This is a genomic window from Citrobacter sp. RHBSTW-00859, assembly GCF_013729795.1.
Lineage (GTDB): Bacteria > Pseudomonadota > Gammaproteobacteria > Enterobacterales > Enterobacteriaceae > Citrobacter > Citrobacter braakii.
On record NZ_CP056284.1, the window covers coordinates 499,462 to 518,457 of the forward strand.

Annotated in this window: 19 protein-coding genes; 12 read left to right on the forward strand and 7 right to left on the reverse strand. The window is 52.7% G+C overall.

The genetic code is table 11. The annotated features are described in order from the left end of the window. Positions 1-75: 75 nt before the first annotated feature. Positions 76-546 carry a transcriptional regulator ArgR gene (gene argR / locus HV302_RS02505; RefSeq protein WP_003025162.1) on the reverse strand — a complete coding sequence of 157 codons (471 nt, stop codon included), beginning with the start codon at positions 544-546 and terminating at the stop codon, positions 76-78. A 436-nt stretch (positions 547-982) separates the two neighbouring features. Here argR and mdh point away from each other — a divergent pair, with 436 nt between their 5' ends. Continuing rightward, the gene (gene mdh / locus HV302_RS02510) at positions 983-1,918 is read left to right on the forward strand and encodes a malate dehydrogenase (protein ID WP_008785953.1); all 936 of its coding nucleotides are present in this window, start codon (positions 983-985) and stop codon (positions 1,916-1,918) included. A 120-nt stretch (positions 1,919-2,038) separates the two neighbouring features. Here mdh and degS read toward each other — a convergent pair whose 3' ends face one another. The 3 genes from degS to zapG all read right to left on the reverse strand — a co-directional run bounded on the left by degS (position 2,039) and on the right by zapG (position 5,130). Continuing rightward, positions 2,039-3,106: an outer membrane-stress sensor serine endopeptidase DegS gene (gene degS / locus HV302_RS02515; protein ID WP_003025154.1), complete on the reverse strand. Its 1,068-nt coding sequence runs from the start codon at positions 3,104-3,106 to the stop codon at positions 2,039-2,041. An 89-nt stretch (positions 3,107-3,195) separates the two neighbouring features. Beyond that, entirely contained in the window at positions 3,196-4,563 is a 1,368-nt protein-coding gene (gene degQ / locus HV302_RS02520; RefSeq protein WP_181626876.1) for a serine endoprotease DegQ, read from the reverse strand. A gap of 168 nt (positions 4,564-4,731) precedes the next feature. After that, positions 4,732-5,130 (reverse strand): Z-ring associated protein ZapG, encoded by a 399-nt coding sequence (gene zapG, locus HV302_RS02525; protein ID WP_003025147.1) that lies wholly within the window; start codon positions 5,128-5,130, stop codon positions 4,732-4,734. A gap of 192 nt (positions 5,131-5,322) precedes the next feature. Between zapG and zapE the strand changes: the two genes are divergently transcribed. The 5 genes from zapE to sspB all read left to right on the forward strand — a co-directional run bounded on the left by zapE (position 5,323) and on the right by sspB (position 8,969). Continuing rightward, a complete protein-coding gene (gene zapE, locus HV302_RS02530) occupies positions 5,323-6,450 on the forward strand; it encodes a cell division protein ZapE (protein ID WP_065554778.1) in 1,128 nt (375 codons plus the stop codon). 218 nt (positions 6,451-6,668) lie between these two features. Then, positions 6,669-7,097, forward strand: a complete 429-nt coding sequence (gene rplM / locus HV302_RS02535; RefSeq protein WP_003025141.1) for a 50S ribosomal protein L13 — start codon at positions 6,669-6,671, stop codon at positions 7,095-7,097. A 15-nt stretch (positions 7,098-7,112) separates the two neighbouring features. Further along, complete coding sequence (rpsI, locus tag HV302_RS02540) at positions 7,113-7,505, forward strand: 30S ribosomal protein S9 (RefSeq protein ID WP_003025138.1); 393 nt, start codon at positions 7,113-7,115, stop codon at positions 7,503-7,505. A gap of 316 nt (positions 7,506-7,821) precedes the next feature. Then, positions 7,822-8,460 (forward strand): stringent starvation protein SspA, encoded by a 639-nt coding sequence (gene sspA / locus HV302_RS02545; protein ID WP_003025132.1) that lies wholly within the window; start codon positions 7,822-7,824, stop codon positions 8,458-8,460. Between the two features lie 5 nt (positions 8,461-8,465). Continuing rightward, entirely contained in the window at positions 8,466-8,969 is a 504-nt protein-coding gene (gene sspB / locus HV302_RS02550; protein WP_016154706.1) for a ClpXP protease specificity-enhancing factor, read from the forward strand. 44 nt (positions 8,970-9,013) lie between these two features. Here sspB and dcuC read toward each other — a convergent pair whose 3' ends face one another. Next, positions 9,014-10,381, reverse strand: a complete 1,368-nt coding sequence (dcuC, locus tag HV302_RS02555) for an anaerobic C4-dicarboxylate transporter DcuC (RefSeq protein ID WP_019077796.1) — start codon at positions 10,379-10,381, stop codon at positions 9,014-9,016. A 359-nt stretch (positions 10,382-10,740) separates the two neighbouring features. Between dcuC and nanR the strand changes: the two genes are divergently transcribed. The 6 genes from nanR to nanQ all read left to right on the forward strand — a co-directional run bounded on the left by nanR (position 10,741) and on the right by nanQ (position 16,240). After that, complete coding sequence (gene nanR / locus HV302_RS02560) at positions 10,741-11,532, forward strand: transcriptional regulator NanR (protein ID WP_016154704.1); 792 nt, start codon at positions 10,741-10,743, stop codon at positions 11,530-11,532. Positions 11,533-11,666: 134 nt separating this feature from the next. Further along, complete coding sequence (gene nanA / locus HV302_RS02565; RefSeq protein WP_016154703.1) at positions 11,667-12,560, forward strand: N-acetylneuraminate lyase; 894 nt, start codon at positions 11,667-11,669, stop codon at positions 12,558-12,560. 116 nt (positions 12,561-12,676) lie between these two features. Further along, the gene (gene nanT, locus HV302_RS02570) at positions 12,677-14,167 is read left to right on the forward strand and encodes a sialic acid transporter NanT (protein WP_181626877.1); all 1,491 of its coding nucleotides are present in this window, start codon (positions 12,677-12,679) and stop codon (positions 14,165-14,167) included. 47 nt (positions 14,168-14,214) lie between these two features. Continuing rightward, entirely contained in the window at positions 14,215-14,904 is a 690-nt protein-coding gene (locus HV302_RS02575) for an N-acetylmannosamine-6-phosphate 2-epimerase (RefSeq protein ID WP_019077794.1), read from the forward strand. Continuing rightward, the gene (gene nanK / locus HV302_RS02580; RefSeq protein WP_181626878.1) at positions 14,901-15,770 is read left to right on the forward strand and encodes an N-acetylmannosamine kinase; all 870 of its coding nucleotides are present in this window, start codon (positions 14,901-14,903) and stop codon (positions 15,768-15,770) included. The genes HV302_RS02575 and nanK overlap by 4 nt, the downstream gene beginning before the upstream one ends. Before the next feature lie 2 nt (positions 15,771-15,772). Next, positions 15,773-16,240, forward strand: coding sequence for an N-acetylneuraminate anomerase (gene nanQ, locus HV302_RS02585; RefSeq protein ID WP_016154699.1), 468 nt, complete (start codon positions 15,773-15,775; stop codon positions 16,238-16,240). 60 nt (positions 16,241-16,300) lie between these two features. Here nanQ and HV302_RS02590 read toward each other — a convergent pair whose 3' ends face one another. Continuing rightward, positions 16,301-17,581, reverse strand: a complete 1,281-nt coding sequence (locus HV302_RS02590; RefSeq protein WP_047358528.1) for a cytosine deaminase — start codon at positions 17,579-17,581, stop codon at positions 16,301-16,303. Next, positions 17,571-18,821 carry a cytosine permease gene (gene codB / locus HV302_RS02595; RefSeq protein WP_016154697.1) on the reverse strand — a complete coding sequence of 417 codons (1,251 nt, stop codon included), beginning with the start codon at positions 18,819-18,821 and terminating at the stop codon, positions 17,571-17,573. The genes HV302_RS02590 and codB overlap by 11 nt, the downstream gene beginning before the upstream one ends. Positions 18,822-18,996: the final 175 nt, after the last annotated feature.

Sequence of the window (18,996 nt, forward strand, 5' to 3'; positions counted from 1 at the left end):
ATGACAGTGGATAATAGAGGGAGGAGGGTGGATACAGAGGTTTTTCCCCCGCCGCGAGGCGACGGGGAGGAAGTATTACAGTTCTTGTTCGAACAGTTCCAGAATGGCTTCGTACAAATCTTTTACCGTAAAACCCTTAGCTGGGGTGGTGAAGATGGTATCGTCACCGGCAATTGTACCCAGAATCCCTTCCGCTTTACCTAATGAGTCCAGCAGACGTGCAATCAACTGAGCAGCGCCAGGGCTGGTATGAATAACCACAACTGCATCGTTATAATCGATATCCAATACCAGATTTTTCAGTGGACTGGATGTTGTAGGTACCCCTAACTCTGCCGGCAGGCAGTACACCATTTCCATTTTCGCATTGCGGGTACGCACGGCGCCGAACTTGGTCAGCATGCGAGAAACCTTGGACTGATTGATATTATCAAAGCCCTGATCCTGCAACGCGAGGACGATTTCGCCCTGAGAGCTGAACTTTTCTTCTTTAAGCAGCGCTTTAAACGCCTTTACTAATTCTTCTTGTTTTGCCGAGCTTCGCATAAGTCACCCGTAATATGGCGGTAGAAACAACATTATTGTGCATACAGATGAATTTTTATGCAAACAGTCTGCCTTGTTCAAGGCTGAAATAATGTTATGAAAGAGCGGAATTTTATCAAATTTCGTTATCAAGAAACATGCCTGTGTCACGGCTCGCAAATAAGGTTAAAAGTAAATTAAATGTTATCAAATTGATGTTGTTTTGAGAGGTGGGTAGGGTATATTGTCAGCACCTGTTGGAAAGTTGCTCTACTGTGCGGGTGGTTTTGAATTACGTAACTTAGGTTTTATTTTACGTAAGTTAAATGCATAAAAGCCAAATTTGCGTGACTACGCATTCTTGACGCGTGGTTGTTGTATTCGTTGGATTTGTGAATTAAGGTCGCCGCCGCGGAGCAATAGACACTTTGCTTATCAATATAATAAGGAGTTTAGGATGAAAGTTGCAGTCCTCGGCGCTGCTGGTGGTATCGGTCAGGCGCTAGCATTACTGTTAAAAACCCAACTGCCTTCAGGTTCAGAACTCTCCCTGTACGACATCGCTCCAGTAACGCCTGGCGTGGCCGTTGATTTGAGCCATATCCCTACTGCTGTGAAAATCAAAGGCTTCAGCGGCGAAGACGCTACCCCTGCACTGGAAGGTGCTGATGTGGTACTGATCTCTGCGGGTGTCGCACGTAAACCGGGTATGGATCGTTCCGACCTGTTCAACGTTAACGCCGGTATCGTGAAGAACCTGGTGCAGCAGGTTGCTAAAACCTGCCCGAAAGCATGTATCGGTATCATCACCAACCCAGTGAACACGACCGTTGCTATCGCTGCAGAAGTGCTGAAAAAAGCAGGCGTATACGATAAGAACAAACTGTTTGGCGTGACCACGCTGGACATCATCCGCTCCAACACCTTTGTTGCGGAACTGAAAGGCAAGCAGCCTGGTGACGTTGAAGTCCCGGTTATTGGCGGCCACTCTGGCGTGACCATTCTCCCGCTGCTGTCACAAATCCCTGGCGTGAGCTTCACTGAGCAAGAAGCGGCTGACCTGACCAAACGTATCCAGAATGCGGGTACTGAAGTTGTGGAAGCTAAAGCCGGTGGCGGATCTGCAACTCTGTCTATGGGTCAGGCCGCAGCACGTTTCGGCCTGTCACTGGTTCGCGCGCTGAGCGGCGAAAAAGGCGTGGTTGAATGTGCTTACGTTGAAGGCGACGGCCAGTATGCTCGCTTCTTCTCTCAGCCGCTGCTGTTGGGTAAAAACGGCGTAGAAGAACGCCAGTCTATCGGCAAGCTGAGCGCATTTGAGCAGAGCTCGCTGGAAGGTATGCTGGATACGCTGAAGAAAGATATCACCCTGGGTGAAGAGTTCGTTAAATAACGCCTTTATGTAGGCCGGATGGCGGTGTTTAACGCTTTATCCGTCCTACAAATATCGCGAATTTGACGCATAAAAAAACCGGAGCTATCTCCGGTTTTTTTACATCATTTCGTTTGTGATTTAGTTTGTAGCCGGGTATTCCTGAATCGTTACCTGCAGCGTCAACTGCTTGTCATCACGCATCACGACAACAGAGATAACCGAACCAGGGCGAATCTCTGCCACCTGGTCCATGGTCTCCAGCGCAGATACCGCCGGTTTGTTATTGACCGAAATAATCAGATCGTTAACCTGAATTCCAGCCTGTGCTGCCGGACCGTCTGGGGCTACTTCGTTAACTACAATCCCCTGAATTTGATCCATCCCGCCGCCCTGGGCGTGCAGTGGCGCAATTTCGCGACCGCTGATGCCGATGTAGCCACGAATCACGCGCCCGTCACGAATCAGCTTATCCATGATTTTGGTTGCCAACTGAAACGGAATAGCAAAGCCGATCCCTTCCGGGGTTTCGCCATCGTTGCTCTTATCAAATGACAGCGTGTTAATACCCATTAACTCGCCCAGCGAGTTGACCAACGCGCCGCCGGAGTTGCCGTGGTTGATGGAGGCATCCGTTTGCAGGAAGTTTTGCCGTCCAGTCGGGTTCAGGCCAATACGACCGGTGGCGCTGATAATCCCCTGAGTGATGGTTTGCCCAAGGTTGTACGGGTTACCAATGGCGAGGACGACATCGCCGATGTGCGGCACGCGTTTGTTATTAATTGGAATTGTCGGCAGTCCGCCAGTCGCGTTGATTTTCAGCACCGCAAGATCGGTTAACGTATCAGAACCCACTAGCAGCGCTTCGAATACACGCCCATCCTGCAACGCGACGATGATTTGGTCGGCATCATTAATGACGTGCTTATTGGTAATGATATAGCCGCGCTGATCCATGATAACGCCTGAGCCGAGTGTGCGGATCTCAAGCTGGTTATGTGCTGTGCTGTTCATACTACGGTTATAAACGTTAACGACGGCAGGCGCTGCACGGCGAACCGCCGGGTTATAGCTGGCGGGCGTTTCATCTGCACTGTCGAACTGTGGCGCGGTAAGCGTATTTATTTTTCGCAGAGAGGGCATCGCGGCCAGCAGAATAGCGCCGACGATTAAACCAATCGCGACCGAACGTAAAAGCTTCACAAACATGATGGCGGCGTCATTAATAAAGGGAACGGCAGCAGCATATCACGAGTTTACCGGACATCACACGGGGGGCTGATGTCCGGTTGCATGCGTTAACGCAGGAGCAGGTAAATACTCTCGTTACCACGCACTACCTGCAGAGCAATGATCGACGGTTTCGTTTCCAGCACTTTACGCATTTCGGCGATCGAGTTTACACGATCGCGGTTAACGCCAATGATAATGTCATCTTTATGCAGACCGGCCTGCGCGGCTGGGCTGCTTTTTTCAACGTTATCAATTTTGATGCCTTTGGTGCCGTCTTTAAGCTGACCGTCACTGAGCGTAGCCCCTTGCAACGCAGGAGCAATCATCTCCGCGCTGGCGGACGATGATGTACTGGTATCCAGGGTTACTTCAACCTCCAGCGGTTTACCGTTACGCAGCAGGCCCAGTTTGACTTTGGTCCCTGGTTCGGTTGTCGCTATGCGTGAACGCAGTTCGGCGAAGCTGTTGAGCGGTTTGCCGTTGAGGCTGGTAATGACGTCACCAGACTTCACACCTGCTTTTGCGGAGCCAGAGTTAGGCAGAACCTCGCTGACAAACGCGCCGCGCTGCACGTCCAGTTTGAACGCTTTGGCGATATCGGCGGTCATTTCGGTGCCTTTAATTCCCAGCAGACCACGTTTGATTTCACCAAACTGCATCAGTTGCTGCGCCAGCGTACGTGCCATATTGCTCGGGATCGCAAAACCAATACCGATGCTACCGCCGCCGGGGGCCAGAATCGCGGTGTTAATGCCAATCAGCTCACCATTGAGGTTAAGCAACGCGCCGCCGGAGTTACCCCGGTTGATGGAGGCGTCGGTCTGAATAAAGTTTTCCAGACCTTCCAGGTTCAACCCGCTGCGACCTAAAGCCGATACGATGCCGGAGGTGGCCGTTTGCCCCAAACCAAACGGGTTACCCACGGCCACCGCGAAATCACCGACGCGGAGTTTGTCGGAGTCGGCAATGGCAATTTGCGTCAGGTTGCTGGGGTGTTGAATTTGCAGCAGAGCGATATCGCTCTGGTCGTCGCTGCCGATAAGCTTAGCGTCGAACTCACGGCCATCGTTAAGCTGAACGCTGATTTTTTGCGCCTGATTGATGACGTGATTATTGGTCAGGACGTAGCCTTTGGCGGCATCAATGATGACCCCGGAACCCAGCCCTTCAAAAGGTTGTGCAGGTTGATCGGGAAGTTCATCACCAAAAAACTTTTTGAACTCTTCCGGGACTTTCTGCCCCTGAGCGGCGGTGCCTTCGACCCTTACGCTCACCACGGCAGGTAACACTTTCTCCAGCATCGGTGCGAGGCTGGGGAGCGCAGCCTGACCGGGAACCTGGCCGGGAATCGACGCTACGGCTGGGAATGGCGCCGAGAGAGTTAACCCGACACTTAACGCTAATGCACTCAACAGCTGGGTTTGTTTTTTCATGGATCCTGCTCTCGTACCTTGAGTAAACGGAAGATGATTCAAAACAGTTTGATGTTATTGAATTTTCGGTTTGGTCACAATGAGGCTAACGACTAAATAATAGCTGGGACAGGAAGAGAAGCGGAGGGCGCAATTGCTGCGCCCAATAAATTTCTTAACGATGTGCAGTTAGTCGCGCTTTGCGCCACTACGCAGCAGGCCAGATGCGCCTTCAGAATAGTCACGCGGCATCTGAACCGGCGCCTGATCGTTACCCGCTTCGGACTCTGCCAGACGATTACGGAACGGATTATTTTCCGGTGACATACCCGGCAGCAGGTTGCTGGAGCTTTTCGCCATATGCTGGTAGATCTGACGATAATCGTCCGCCATGTTATCCAGCAGTTCAGCGCTGCGGGCAAAGTGGCTCACCAGCTCTTCGCGGTACTCTTCCAGCTCAGCTTTATTTTTTTCCAGTTCGTACTGCAATGCCTGCTGTTGGCGTAATTTACGATTACCAAAACGCATGGCTACAGCACCAATAATGATACCGACGACTAACCCAATTAGCGCATATTCCCAGGTCATGAACATCTCCCGTTGTCTTGTGTTTCCGTAGGGTGTTGGCTTTAGGCTCCATGCCTGCGCCTGATTATGCCACTATAACCGCTAATTCCGTAGAAGTGGAATCCCGTGTTTATATCACGTAATGTAGAACGGCCTTTTTTTCGTCAACCGTGAGCGACGGCACATCGATTCTCAAGGAATAACAATAACATCATGCAAAGCCTTTCCCCGACATCGCGTTACCAGCAAGCCCTCAAAGACGGCAGTCATCAGCCCGACAACGTACAACAAGAAGCAGTGAATCGACTGGAAACAATTTTCCAGGCGCTTTCGACGCCAGCACGTCCTGCGCCGCAGGAGAGCGGACTGATGGCGCGTTTTGGCAAATTGCTGGGAAAGCGTGAGTCACCGACCAACGCGCCAGTGCGTGGTCTGTATATGTGGGGCGGAGTCGGGCGAGGAAAAACGTGGCTGATGGATCTGTTCTTCCATAGCCTGCCGGGCGGGCGTAAACAGCGTTTGCACTTTCATCGTTTTATGCTGCGCGTCCATGAAGAGCTTACGGCCCTGCAGGGGCAGAGCGATCCGCTGGAAATCATTGCCGACCGCTTTAAGGCCGAAACGGACGTGCTGTGCTTTGACGAATTTTTTGTTTCTGACATCACCGACGCCATGCTGCTCGGCGGTCTGATGAAGGCGCTGTTTGCCCGTGGTATTACGCTGGTGGCAACCTCCAATATTCCGCCTGATGAGCTGTATCGCAACGGTTTGCAACGCACGCGCTTTCTTCCTGCCATTGATGCCATCAAACAGCATTGTGACATCATGAATGTCGATGCTGGCGTCGATTATCGTCTGCGCACCTTAACGCAGGCGCATTTGTGGTTGTCGCCACTGAATGGGGAAACCCGCCAGCAGATGGACAAGCTCTGGCTGGCATTAGCGGGAACGAAAAGTGAACATGCGCCGACGCTGGAGATCAATCATCGTCCGATGCAGACGCTGGCCGTCGAAAACCAAACGCTGGCGGTGTCGTTCACCACGCTCTGTGTCGATGCACGTAGTCAGCATGACTACATTGCGCTATCGCGTCTTTTTCATACGGTGCTGTTGTCTGATGTGCCGGTCATGACGACGCTGATGGAGAGCGAAGCGCGGCGTTTTATCGCACTGGTGGATGAGTTCTACGAACGCCACGTTAAGCTGGTGGTCAGTGCGGCCTCACCACTTTATGAAATTTATCAGGGCGAGCGTCTGAAGTTTGAATTTCAGCGTTGTTTGTCGCGTTTGCAGGAGATGCAAAGCGAAGAGTATCTGAAGCGGGAACATTTAGCCGGTTAAACCTGCTGCAAATCACATAAAGGGGTCGATCTTTGACCCTGACTTCTCTATAATCTTGCGACCCCACGTTACGAGAGAGTTTTTTTCCCAAAACTTTCTATGCGCCGGCATAGGCTATTCGAAGGGGTAGGTTTGCTGGACAATGTCGTGTGAACCTCAACTGACAAAACGTTTGGGTGTTCACCAACGTGTAACTTATTTATTTGGGTAAGCTTTTAATGAAAACTTTTACAGCTAAACCAGAAACCGTAAAACGCGACTGGTATGTTGTTGACGCGACCGGTAAAACTCTGGGCCGTCTGGCTTCCGAACTGGCTCTGCGCCTGCGCGGTAAGCACAAAGCGGAATATACTCCGCACGTAGATACCGGTGATTACATCATCGTTCTGAACGCTGACAAAGTTGCTGTAACTGGCAACAAGCGTACTGACAAAGTGTACTATCACCACACCGGTCACATCGGCGGTATCAAACAAGCGACCTTTGAAGAGATGATTGCTCGCCGTCCTGAGCGTGTGCTTGAAATCGCGGTTAAAGGCATGCTGCCAAAAGGCCCGTTGGGTCGTGCTATGTTCCGTAAACTGAAAGTTTACGCTGGCAACGAGCACAACCACGCGGCACAGCAACCGCAAGTTCTTGACATCTAATCGGGATTATAGGCAATGGCTGAAAATCAATACTACGGCACTGGTCGCCGCAAAAGTTCCGCAGCTCGCGTTTTCATCAAACCGGGCAGTGGTAAAATCGTAATCAACCAACGTTCTCTGGAACAGTACTTCGGTCGTGAAACTGCCCGCATGGTAGTTCGTCAGCCGCTGGAACTGGTCGACATGGTTGAGAAACTGGATCTGTACATCACTGTTAAAGGTGGTGGTATCTCTGGTCAGGCTGGTGCGATCCGTCACGGTATCACCCGCGCTCTGATGGAGTACGACGAATCCCTGCGTGGCGAACTGCGTAAAGCTGGCTTCGTTACCCGTGATGCTCGTCAGGTTGAACGTAAGAAAGTCGGTCTGCGTAAAGCACGTCGTCGTCCTCAGTTCTCCAAACGTTAATTGTACTCTGCTTCGGCAGACAACAATTTGCGAAAAAACCCGCTTCGGCGGGTTTTTTTATCGTTACTGCTCTCCGTATAACCACGGTAATCCGCTGATTGCCACCTCTTTTTCCCCATTTCAAGAATCGACTCACCACAAAGGTCACAAAATCTGGTAAACTATCATCCAATTTTCTGCCCAAATGTCCGGTATCGTTCATTTTTTGTTTGTATTTTGAACAGTAATGGCTTTCCCGAATATGGGTGACATCACTTCTGGCTGGCCACTTAGTGGCTGGTAGCAGTAAAAATTCTGAATATACCTGGAGGTTTTCATGGCTGTCGCTGCCAACAAACGTTCGGTAATGACGCTGTTTTCTGGTCCTACTGACATCTATAGCCATCAGGTCCGCATTGTGCTGGCTGAGAAAGGTGTTAGTTTCGAGATTGAGCATGTGGAGAAGGACAATCCACCGCAGGATCTGATCGACCTCAACCCGAATCAGAGCGTACCGACACTGGTGGATCGTGAGCTGACCCTGTGGGAATCTCGCATCATTATGGAATACCTGGATGAGCGCTTCCCGCATCCGCCGCTGATGCCGGTTTACCCGGTTGCGCGTGGTGAAAGCCGCCTGTACATGCAGCGTATTGAAAAAGACTGGTACACGCTGATGAACGTCATCGTGAACGGTTCTGCTTCTGAAGCCGAAGTCGCGCGTAAGCGTCTGCGCGAAGAACTGCTGGCAATTGCACCAGTATTTGGCCAGAAACCTTACTTCCTGAGCGATGAGTTCAGCCTGGTAGACTGCTACCTGGCGCCGCTGCTGTGGCGTTTACCGCAGCTGGGCATTGAATTCAACGGTGCAGGTTCGAAAGAACTGAAAGGGTACATGACTCGCGTCTTTGAACGTGATTCTTTCCTGGCTTCTCTGACTGAGCCTGAACGTGAAATGCGTCTGGGCCGGGGTTAACCTGTATGGATTTGCCACAGCTAACACCACGCCGTCCGTATCTGCTGCGCGCATTCTATGAGTGGTTGTTAGACAACCAGCTTACGCCGCACCTGGTGGTGGATGTGACGCTTCAGGACGTGCAGGTTCCTATGGAATATGCGCGTGACGGGCAAATTGTTCTGAATATCGCACCGCGTGCGGTGGGTAACCTGGAACTGGCTAACGATGAAGTGCGTTTTAACGCGCGCTTCGGTGGTGTGCCGCGTCAGGTTTCTGTACCGCTGGCGGCGGTTCTGGCAATTTATGCTCGTGAAAATGGTGCCGGTACTATGTTCGAGCCGGAAGCCGCCTACGACGAAGATGTCGCCAGCTTAAATGATGACGACAACGACGCACCTGGTTTTGAGAGTGAAACGGTCATGTCGGTCATTGATGGCGATAAGCCTGACAATGGCGACGACAACGATCCGGATGACACTCCGCCGCCGCCACGCGGTGGGCGTCCAGCGCTACGCGTAGTGAAATAAAAAAACAGGCCCTTTGGGGCCTGTTCTGTTTTCTGCCTTCGGGATCAGTAAAACAGCGTGATGGTGGCTATCATATTGACCACAAATCCCACCGCCATCGGAATGGCCGTACGTTTTACCACCTCAAAGGGCGATACGCCCGCAATACCTGATGTCACCACAATGACCGCTGTAATGGGGGATACCGCCCGGGCCAGCGTAGTAGCAAAATGCATCGGCATAATCATCACTACCGCAGGAATATGTAGTCCGGCGGCAATATCTGGAATCAGGCTGGCAAAAGACATAAACGGCGCGTTACCTGACCCCATGACAATCGCACAGGCGGCAATGACCACGGCCATGATGATCATCACGCCGATACCGCCAAGGCCGGAATGCTCTGCACCTTTTATTACGGCGTCGACAGTCCCGATAGTCGTCAACCCTTTCGCAAAGATCTCACCGGCGACCACCAGCGTGACAACGTTGGCAAACTGGGTTCCCATGCCATCAAAGAAGGCCTGCACGTCATCCATCGTTTCGCGCAGATTATGTTTATGCAGGAACTCGACAAACATCGTCAGCGTCATGCTCATCAGCATGACCACCACCAGATTCAGCTCTGTTTTCATTAACCCCATATGTGCCAGGGCAAGCGAGCCCAACATCAGAAGCAGCGGCATGACGGGTAGAATGGCGTAATAGAGAGGTGGCACGTTTTCCAGCGTCTTTTGTTCAGCGAATCCGTTGCTTTCCGGGAATGCTTTTTTATCAAACTGCCGCTGAACGAAAAAATGTGCAATAGCGACGGCGACGATAACACACGATGCGACGGGTAACTGATAGTGAAAGAAGTAGGTAGCGATTTTCATGCCCGCCACCTGCGCGGCAAAAATAGAGTTGGTTTCCAGAATGCCCCATTCAATTGACATTGAAGTGGCAATGACCGCCACCGCGGATAAACGGCTCACGCCAAGACTGACCAGCGTCGGGAACAGCGTCACCATCAGCAGCATGCCTAACCCGGAAGCGCTGGTGATGAACTGCGCCATGATCTGACCAATCACATAGGTGGCGGCAAGAACAACATAGGGTGAGCGGATTAGCTTAAGCGGGCGGCTTAACAGGCTAACCATCGCTCTGCTGGCCCCCATCCTGTCCATATAACGGGCATAACCACCTACCGCCATGATTGATAACCCTAGTCCGGCCGCCCGATTGGAAAGCATACGCAGAATTTCGTTGTAAATATCGACCAGTAGATAGCCGCTGCTCTTGTCGTTAGCGACCAGCGCACCGTAGCCTAGCCAGACGCCGCAGATCATCAGGAAGATCCCCGCGGCTGCCAGCACTACCTGCGGTTTGTAGTTTTTGAGGATCAGGTAACCCATCGTTAATAAAACGATGACAGAGATAATGATGCCGAACATTGTTTCACTCCATGCCAGAGAAGAAGATAAATCCGGTAATAACGCTGTTGTCCAAACGGATGTTATATTTTTTCGGGCGATTTTTATGGAGTGAATATCTTATTTTTAATTCGATGTTTAAATTATTTATCTTTATAAAATAGATGGTTATGATAATTTATCACGTTCATGTTCATAAATTTCACGAAGCGAATATGATTGTTTTCAATTAAAGATAAGCTGAATGTTTTAGCGTAACAAAATATCCGGATGGGTTAGACCGCCAATAAGCCCGACAGTCTGATTGACCATCATTTCACCCTGCTTTCGATCCTGTGTTAGGATAAACCCGCTGTTATTTGTCACCACGACTTAGCTGAATGGGCCCTATGAACGCATTTGATTCGCAAGCTGAAGACTCTCCATCCACCATTGGCCGTAGCTTACGCAACCGCCCGCTGGCGCGTAAAAAGCTGTCTGAAATGGTTGAAGAAGAACTGGAGCAGATGATTCGTCGTCGGGAATTTGGCGAGGGCGAACAGTTACCGTCTGAGCGGGAGCTGATGGCCTTCTTTAACGTGGGCCGTCCTTCTGTACGAGAAGCGCTGGCAGCGTTAAAACGCAAAGGTCTGGTGCAAATCAACAATGGCGAGCGCGCCCGCGTTTCGCGTCCTTCAGCTGATACCATTATCAGCGAGCTGTCCGGTATGGCGAAAGATTTCCTCGCGCATCCCGGCGGCATTGCCCACTTCGAACAGCTGCGACTGTTCTTTGAATCCAGCCTGGTACGATACGCCGCAGAACATGCGACGGATGAGCAAATCGACAGACTGGCGAAAGCACTGGAGATCAACAGCCAGTCGCTCGATGACAATACGCTGTTCATTCGCTCGGACGTTGATTTTCACCGCATACTGGCGGAGATCCCGGGCAATCCCATCTTTATGGCTATCCATGTTGCGCTGTTAGACTGGCTGATTGCCGCCCGTCCGACCGTGGCTGACCAAGAGTTATATGAGCACAATAACGTGAGTTATCAGCAGCATATCGCTATTGTGGACGCGATTCGTCAGCGCGATCCTGAGGAAGCTGACCGCGCACTGCAAGAACATCTCAACAGCGTTTCCGCTACCTGGCACGCCTTTAGCAAAAGTAAAAAATTGCGTAAGTAATCGCGATCCTGACGATCGTTTAGTGAGGCAGATCGCACTATAAGCGTTCTGTATTGTATTGCTGCTTATTTGATCTGGTATAACAGGTATAAAGGTATGTAGTCAGACAACACTAATCATCATCAGAGGTAGCTATGGCAAGAGATTTAAAAGGCGTAATGCCAGCGTTGTTAACCCCATTCGATAGCCAACAGCGACTGGATATTGAGAGCCTGCGCCGCCTGGTGCGTTTCAACATTGGGCAAGGGATCGACGGGCTCTATGTCGGTGGGTCTACGGGTGAGGCATTTGTCCAAAACCGCGCTGAGAGAGAGCAGGTACTGGAAATTGTTGCCGAAGAAGCGAAAGGTAAGGTGACGCTAATCGCTCACGTTGGCACAGTGAGTACCGAAGAGAGCCAACAGTTGGCGAGTGCCGCGCATCGCTACGGCTTTGATGCGGTTTCAGCCGTCACACCGTTTTACTATCCGTTCAGTTTTGAAGAGCACTGCGATCACTACCGCGCAATTATTGATTCCGCTGATGGCTTGCCGATGGTGGTCTATAACATCCCGGCGCTGAGCGGCGTAAAACTGACGCTGGATCAGATCAACACGCTGGTGACGTTGCCGGGCGTTGGCGCGCTGAAGCAAACCTCAGGCGATCTCTATCAGATGGAACAGATCCGCCGCGCTCACCCTGATCTGGTGCTTTATAACGGCTATGACGAGATCTTCGCTTCTGGTCTGTTGGCGGGCGCAGATGGCGGTATCGGTAGCACTTACAACATTATGGGATGGCGTTATCAGGGAATTGTGAAAGCGCTCAAAGAAGGCGACATCCGGACGGCGCAAAAGCTGCAAACCGAGTGCAATAAGGTTATCGATCTGCTCATTAAGGTTGGCGTGTTCCGCGGCCTGAAGACGGTATTGCACTATATGGACGTGGTTTCTGTTCCGCTGTGCCGTAAACCATTTGCCCCGGTAGATGAACAATATCTGCCGGAACTGAAAGCGCTGGCCCAGCAATTAATGCTGGAACGCGACTGATCGGACGCCGGATAGCACAATGCTTATCCGGCCTGCAAAAACAAGACTCGTAGGCCGGATAAGGCGAATCCGCCATCCGGCACCACAACGAAAATAAAGATCGTCGGGAGAGTAAAATGAGTACTTCTACCCAGAGCATCCCGTGGTATCGCCATCTCAATCGGGCGCAATGGCGGGCATTTTCCGCCGCCTGGCTGGGATATTTGCTTGATGGTTTTGATTTTGTATTAATCGCCCTTGTGCTGACGGAAGTACAAGGCGAATTCGGACTGACGACGGTGCAGGCGGCCAGTCTGATCTCGGCCGCTTTTATCTCCCGCTGGTTTGGCGGGTTAATGCTGGGAGCGATGGGCGACCGTTATGGACGCCGCCTGGCGATGGTCACCAGTATCATTCTGTTCTCTATGGGGACGCTGGCCTGCGGCTTCGCGCCGGGCTACACCACCATGTTTATCGCCCGCCTGGTTATCGGTATGGGGATGGCTGGTGAGTACGGCTCCAGCGCAACTTATGTTATTGAAAGCTGGCCCAGGCACCTGCGAAACAAAGCCAGCGGCTTCCTGATTTCCGGCTTCTCTGTAGGCGCAGTGATCGCCGCCCAGGTCTACAGCCTGGTGGTCCCGGTCTGGGGGTGGCGCGCGCTGTTCTTCATCGGCATTTTGCCGATTATCTTCGCCCTCTGGCTGCGTAAAAATATTCCGGAAGCGGAAGACTGGAAAGAGAAACACGAAGGCAAAGCGCCGGTACGCACGATGGTGGACATTCTCTACCGGGGCGAACATCGGGTTATCAATATTGTGATGACTCTCGCCGCCGCAACCGCGCTGTGGTTCTGCTTTGCAGGCAACCTGCAAAATGCGGCTATTGTGGCGGTCCTTGGCCTGATATGCGCGTTTATCTTCATTAGTTTTATGGTGCAAAGCAGCGGGAAACGCTGGCCGACGGGTGTCATGCTGATGGTGGTTGTGCTGTTTGCCTTCCTTTACTCGTGGCCGATTCAGGCGCTGCTGCCAACCTATCTGAAAACTGAACTGCTGTATGACCCTTCCACTGTCGCCAGGGTGCTCTTCTTTAGCGGCTTTGGCGCGGCGGTCGGTTGTTGCGTCGGTGGTTTTCTTGGCGACTGGCTGGGCACGCGTAAGGCCTATGTCTGCAGTCTGCTGGCTTCGCAGTTGCTGATTATTCCAGTGTTTGCGATTGGCGGCTCAAACGTCTGGGTACTGGGTTTACTGCTGTTTTTCCAGCAAATGCTCGGTCAGGGGATCTCCGGGATCTTACCAAAACTGATTGGCGGCTATTTCGATACCGACCAGCGTGCGGCGGGTCTGGGCTTCACCTACAACGTGGGTGCACTGGGCGGGGCGTTGGCACCGATCATCGGTGCGCTGATTGCCCAACGACTGGATCTGGGCACCGCGTTGGGATCGCTCTCTTTCGGCCTGACATTTGTGGTGATCCTGCTGATTGGTCTCGATATGCCGTCTCGCGTACAGCGCTGGCTGCGGCCTGAAGCATTGCGTACGCATGATGCCATTGATGGCAAACCGTTTAGCGGGGCCGTGCCGTTCGGCGGCGACAAAAGCACCATGGTGAAATCCAAAAGTTAATCCGTTTGCCCGGTCCTGCGCCGGGCAATAGTCATAAGGGAATAAGCATGTCGTTACTTGAACAACTGGATATCAAGATTGCCGCGAACGGCGGGCTGATTGTCTCCTGCCAGCCTGTTCCTGACAGCCCGTTAGATAAACCGGAAATTGTTGCGGCGATGGCGCTGGCCGCAGAACAGGCTGGCGCGGTGGCGTTACGCATTGAAGGGGTGGAAAACCTGAAAGCGACCAGGGCGGTAGTTTCGGTGCCGATTATCGGCATTCTCAAACGTGACCTTGATGACTCTCCGGTTCGCATCACCGCATATCTCGAGGATGTTGATGCGTTAGCGCAGGCAGGCGCTGACATCATCGCCATCGACGGTACCGATCGCGTACGTCCGGTACCTGTAGAAACCTTACTGGCACGTATTCATCATCACCAACGCCTTGCGATGGCTGACTGTTCGTCCATGGCGGATGGCATGGCCTGCCAGAAACTCGGTGCCGAAATCATTGGCACTACCCTTTCTGGTTATACCACGCCAGAAACGCCCGAAGAGCCGGATCTGGCTCTGGTGAAGTCTTTAAGCGACGCGGGTTGTCGGGTGATTGCTGAAGGACGTTACAACACGCCAGCGCAGGCCGCTGAGGCGATGCGTCATGGCGCATGGGCGGTGACAGTCGGCTCAGCCATTACCCGGCTGGAGCACATTTGCCAGTGGTACAACACAGCGCTTAAAAAGGCGGTGCTATGACCACGCTGTCGATTGATATTGGCGGCACCAAACTGGCTGTCGCACTGGTAGACAGCAGCCTGCAAATTCAAGAGCGTCATGAATTGCCGACGCCCGCCAGCAAAACACCGGATGCTCTGCGTGCCGCGTTACAAGCACTGGTTGCGCTGCTACAGGGGCAGGCAACGCGGGTGGCGATCGCCTCAACGGGGATTATCCGCGACGGTTCTCTACTGGCGCTGAACCCGCACAACCTCGGCGGGCTGCTGCATTTTCCTCTGGTGCAAACGCTAAAAGATCTCACCGCTTTGCCGACGCTGGCAGTCAATGACGCGCAGGCCGCGGCGTGGGCTGAGTATCATGCGCTTGGCGGCGAGTACCGCGATATGGTGTTTATCACCGTCTCCACCGGTGTAGGCGGCGGGGTGGTAAGTGATGGGAAGCTGCTGACCGGGATTGGCGGTCTGGCCGGGCATCTGGGACATACGCTGGCTGATCCGCATGGGCCGGTGTGCGGTTGCGGGCGTGTGGGTTGTGTCGAGGCGATCGCTTCCGGTCGTGGGATCGCGGCGGCTGCCGAAGGCACGCTTGCTGGATGCGACGCCAAAACCATTTTTAGCCGCGCCGGGCAGGGTGATGAGCAGGCCAGTCGGTTGATCCATCGTTCGGCACGTACTTTGGCAAGGCTTGTCGCCGATGTGAAGGCCACGATCGATTGCCAGATTGTGGTGATTGGCGGCAGCGTGGGGCTGGCAGAAGGGTATCTGGCGCTGGTGGAAAACTATCTGGCCCAAGAGCCTTCGGCTTACCACGTAGAATTACGGGCGGCGCATTACCGTCATGACGCTGGATTACTGGGGGCCGCGCTGTTGGCCCAGGGAGATTGATTATGATGTCAGATGAGTTGCGTTCATTGCCTTCTGCCGGATTACATCCGGTTTTGCAGCAGGCGTTAACGCTGGCTGTTGCGGCGAATCCGCAGGAGAAAACGCCAGGGCGCTACGAGTTGCAGGGCGATAATATTTTTATGAATGTTATGCAATTTGCAACGCAGAGCCCAGAGCAAAAGAAAGCGGAACTGCACAGGGAATACATTGATATTCAGGTGCTGTTATCCGGTGAAGAACGCATTCTGTTCGGGATGACTGATTCTGCTCGTCAGTGCGAAGAGATGCACGTTGAGGATGATTATCAGCTGTGTAGCCAGATTGCCGATGAGCAGGCGATGGTACTGAAGCCGGGAAGATTTGTGATTTTTATGCCGGGCGAGCCGCATAAGCCGGGCTGCGTGGTACAGGCTCCGATGGACATCAAAAAGGTGGTGATCAAGGTGCGCGCCAGTTTATTACACACCTGACGATGAGAGTGACGGTGTCGGATGGCAAGGCTTGCGCCATCCGACACCGGATATTACAACCTAGCGCTTAAACGTCACCGCTTCCGGCTGCGTCAGATGCAGCGTCGTTTGGCTCGGCACAGTCTCGGCAATGATTCGCCCGTGACGAATGGAATAACGTGCAGGCGTCTGGCGACGAACCGCGTCAAATCCATTCTCTGCCGGTAAAATCACCAGGTTCGCGGAATTCCCCACGCTCAGACCGTAGTCCTGCAGGTGCAGGGTTTTCGCGCTGTGGGTGGTGATCAGATTCAGGCCATCGTTAATTTGTCCGTATCCCATCAGCTGACACACATGTAACCCCATGTGCAGTACCTGCAGCATATTCGCGGTGCCTAGCGGATACCACGGATCGAAGACATCATCATGGCCGAAGCAGACGTTGATCTCTGCCTCCAGCATTTCTTTGACGCGTGTGACGCCGCGGCGTTTAGGATACGTGTCAAAGCGCCCTTGCAGGTGAATATTCACCAGTGGATTCGCGACAAAGTTAATGCCGGACATTTTCAACAGGCGGAAAAGACGGGAAGCATACGCGCCGTTATAGGAGTGCATTGCCGTAGTATGGCTGGCGGTCACGCGCTCGCCCATATTGTCGCGATGGGCCAGCGCCGCGACGGTTTCAACAAAGCGTGATTGCTCATCGTCAATTTCGTCACAGTGCACGTCGATAAGTCTGTCGTATTTTTGCGCGAGGGCGAAAATTTTGTGCAACGACTCCACGCCATATTCACGCGTAAATTCAAAGTGGGGGATAGCGCCAATGACGTCGGCACCCAAACGCACGGCTTCCTCTAATAACGCTTCACCGTTGGGATAAGAAAGAATGCCCTCTTGCGGGAACGCGACAATCTGTAGCTCTACCCACGGAGCGACTTCTTGCTTCACCTCCAGCATGGCTTTCAGCGCGGTCAGCGTTGGGTCGGAAACGTCAACGTGAGTGCGGACATACTGGATGCCGTTGGCCATCTGCCACTTAAGAGTCTGCATGGCGCGCGCTTTCACGTCATCGTGAGTGAGCATTGCCTTACGTTCGGCCCAGCGCTCAATGCCTTCAAATAACGTACCAGACTGGTTCCAGCTCGGCTCCCCCGCGGTTTGCGTGGTATCCAGGTGGATATGTGGCTCAACGAACGGTGGGATTGCCAGGCCACCTTCGGCATCAAGCACTTCCCCCTGCGGCAACGTAACGGCGTCCTGAGCCTCAATTCGGCTGAAGCGTCCGTTTTCAACCGTGAGCTGCCACAATCCTTCGCGTCCCTGTAAACGCGCCTGACGAATGGTGATGTTATTATTCTGCATGGCTGACCTCTGGTGATTTAGCAAGGCTGCGATTGAAAAGTGGGTTCAGCAGGATATAGCTGAATACGCCGCCGAGTACGGCGTTGACGGGCACGATACCGGGAATATAGTGACCGGCGGCAATGCCCAGTGCAACGGACAGGATAGCTATCCAGTTTACGGAAATAAATTGTGCTTTGCTGAAGTCGGCATATCGGCGATGGTTCAGCAGATAGTCGGCGATAATCACTCCACCAATTGGAGGAATCGCTGCCGACAAAAATGTCAGCCAACCGACAAAGTTATTGTAAAGCCACAGTGCGCACAGTGTGCCGATAATACCGTTAGCCACCGACAACGAACGGCTGGAAAGGCCGGTAATATTGGCAAATCCCAAACCTGAAGCGTAGAGCGCATTGTCGTTGGTGGTCCAGATATTCAGGCCGAGAACCACAATTGCGGGCAGCAGCAGGCCCTGAGCAATCATTACGTCAGAGATGTCCGCCTGTCCAACAGCGGCGGCACCCGCAGCGCCGAAGATAAACATCAACGAGTTGCCAAGGAAAAATGCCACCATGGCAATCAGTACCGCACCTTTGGCGTTGCGGCCAAAGCGGACAAAGTCGGCGGTTAACGTGCCTGCGCTGATAAATGAGCCGACCACCAGCGCCAGTGCGGTTGAGAAATTCAGCGGTGTCTGCGGCACTATCGCTTTTAAATGGTCTAAACCGCCAACATCGCTCACCGCCAGCCAGACGGAGTAGCTGCCAAGAACGACGATGGCAGGTACGGCGATGATAGATAAAACGGTCAGCGCCGAGATGCCAAAAAAGATAGTCAGGGTCATCAACAGACCGGAAACCGCAATCAGAACATTGACGTCAATCCCCGTCGCTTTGCCAACCGGGATAGCAAACATGGCCACACCAACGCCAAACCAGCCTACCTGTGTACCGCCTAAGAGCAGTGAGGGAAGCCATGAACCTTTCAAACCAAATGAGTAACGTGCCAGAAGGTGGGTTGAGAGCCCTGTTTTTGCGCCGATAAAACCGAGAAATGCAGTGTAAATACCGAGGAGAAGATTACCGAAGAGAACTGCCAGGAAGAAATCATTATAGGAAAGACCGGTACCGAGTGTGCCACCGGTCCACATACTGGCGGAAAAAAATGTGAGTCCCAACATGACAAACGTTAGTGGAATCACGCCCTTCCGCGCCGCCAGAGGGACGGGGCCCTGGCTATAATTGTTGTCCTGCGACACAACGCCTCCATGAATTTTGCCAAAAAATCCGCCGCATAATATACAGTTCTCAGAATAAAGCAAACGTTTCCGTATGTTTTTTTAGTTCTCTTTCACGGTGTTGATAGAGGGGAGGGGGCAGGGGTATTGCGAGGAATCTGGCATCTCATCAGCGTTTGAAGATGAGATGCCAGAG

Bases quoted from the DNA above. Each gene is read 5' to 3' on its own strand.
- argR (WP_003025162.1), bottom strand. From the start codon at position 546: ATGCGAAGCTCGGCAAAACAAGAAGAATTAGTAAAGGCGTTTAAAGCG.
- mdh (WP_008785953.1), top strand. From the start codon at position 983: ATGAAAGTTGCAGTCCTCGGCGCTGCTGGTGGTATCGGTCAGGCGCTA.
- degS (WP_003025154.1), bottom strand. From the start codon at position 3,106: ATGTTTGTGAAGCTTTTACGTTCGGTCGCGATTGGTTTAATCGTCGGC.
- degQ (WP_181626876.1), bottom strand. From the start codon at position 4,563: ATGAAAAAACAAACCCAGCTGTTGAGTGCATTAGCGTTAAGTGTCGGG.
- zapG (WP_003025147.1), bottom strand. From the start codon at position 5,130: ATGACCTGGGAATATGCGCTAATTGGGTTAGTCGTCGGTATCATTATT.
- zapE (WP_065554778.1), top strand. From the start codon at position 5,323: ATGCAAAGCCTTTCCCCGACATCGCGTTACCAGCAAGCCCTCAAAGAC.
- rplM (WP_003025141.1), top strand. From the start codon at position 6,669: ATGAAAACTTTTACAGCTAAACCAGAAACCGTAAAACGCGACTGGTAT.
- rpsI (WP_003025138.1), top strand. From the start codon at position 7,113: ATGGCTGAAAATCAATACTACGGCACTGGTCGCCGCAAAAGTTCCGCA.
- sspA (WP_003025132.1), top strand. From the start codon at position 7,822: ATGGCTGTCGCTGCCAACAAACGTTCGGTAATGACGCTGTTTTCTGGT.
- sspB (WP_016154706.1), top strand. From the start codon at position 8,466: ATGGATTTGCCACAGCTAACACCACGCCGTCCGTATCTGCTGCGCGCA.
- dcuC (WP_019077796.1), bottom strand. From the start codon at position 10,381: ATGTTCGGCATCATTATCTCTGTCATCGTTTTATTAACGATGGGTTAC.
- nanR (WP_016154704.1), top strand. From the start codon at position 10,741: ATGGGCCCTATGAACGCATTTGATTCGCAAGCTGAAGACTCTCCATCC.
- nanA (WP_016154703.1), top strand. From the start codon at position 11,667: ATGGCAAGAGATTTAAAAGGCGTAATGCCAGCGTTGTTAACCCCATTC.
- nanT (WP_181626877.1), top strand. From the start codon at position 12,677: ATGAGTACTTCTACCCAGAGCATCCCGTGGTATCGCCATCTCAATCGG.
- HV302_RS02575 (WP_019077794.1), top strand. From the start codon at position 14,215: ATGTCGTTACTTGAACAACTGGATATCAAGATTGCCGCGAACGGCGGG.
- nanK (WP_181626878.1), top strand. From the start codon at position 14,901: ATGACCACGCTGTCGATTGATATTGGCGGCACCAAACTGGCTGTCGCA.
- nanQ (WP_016154699.1), top strand. From the start codon at position 15,773: ATGATGTCAGATGAGTTGCGTTCATTGCCTTCTGCCGGATTACATCCG.
- HV302_RS02590 (WP_047358528.1), bottom strand. From the start codon at position 17,581: ATGCAGAATAATAACATCACCATTCGTCAGGCGCGTTTACAGGGACGC.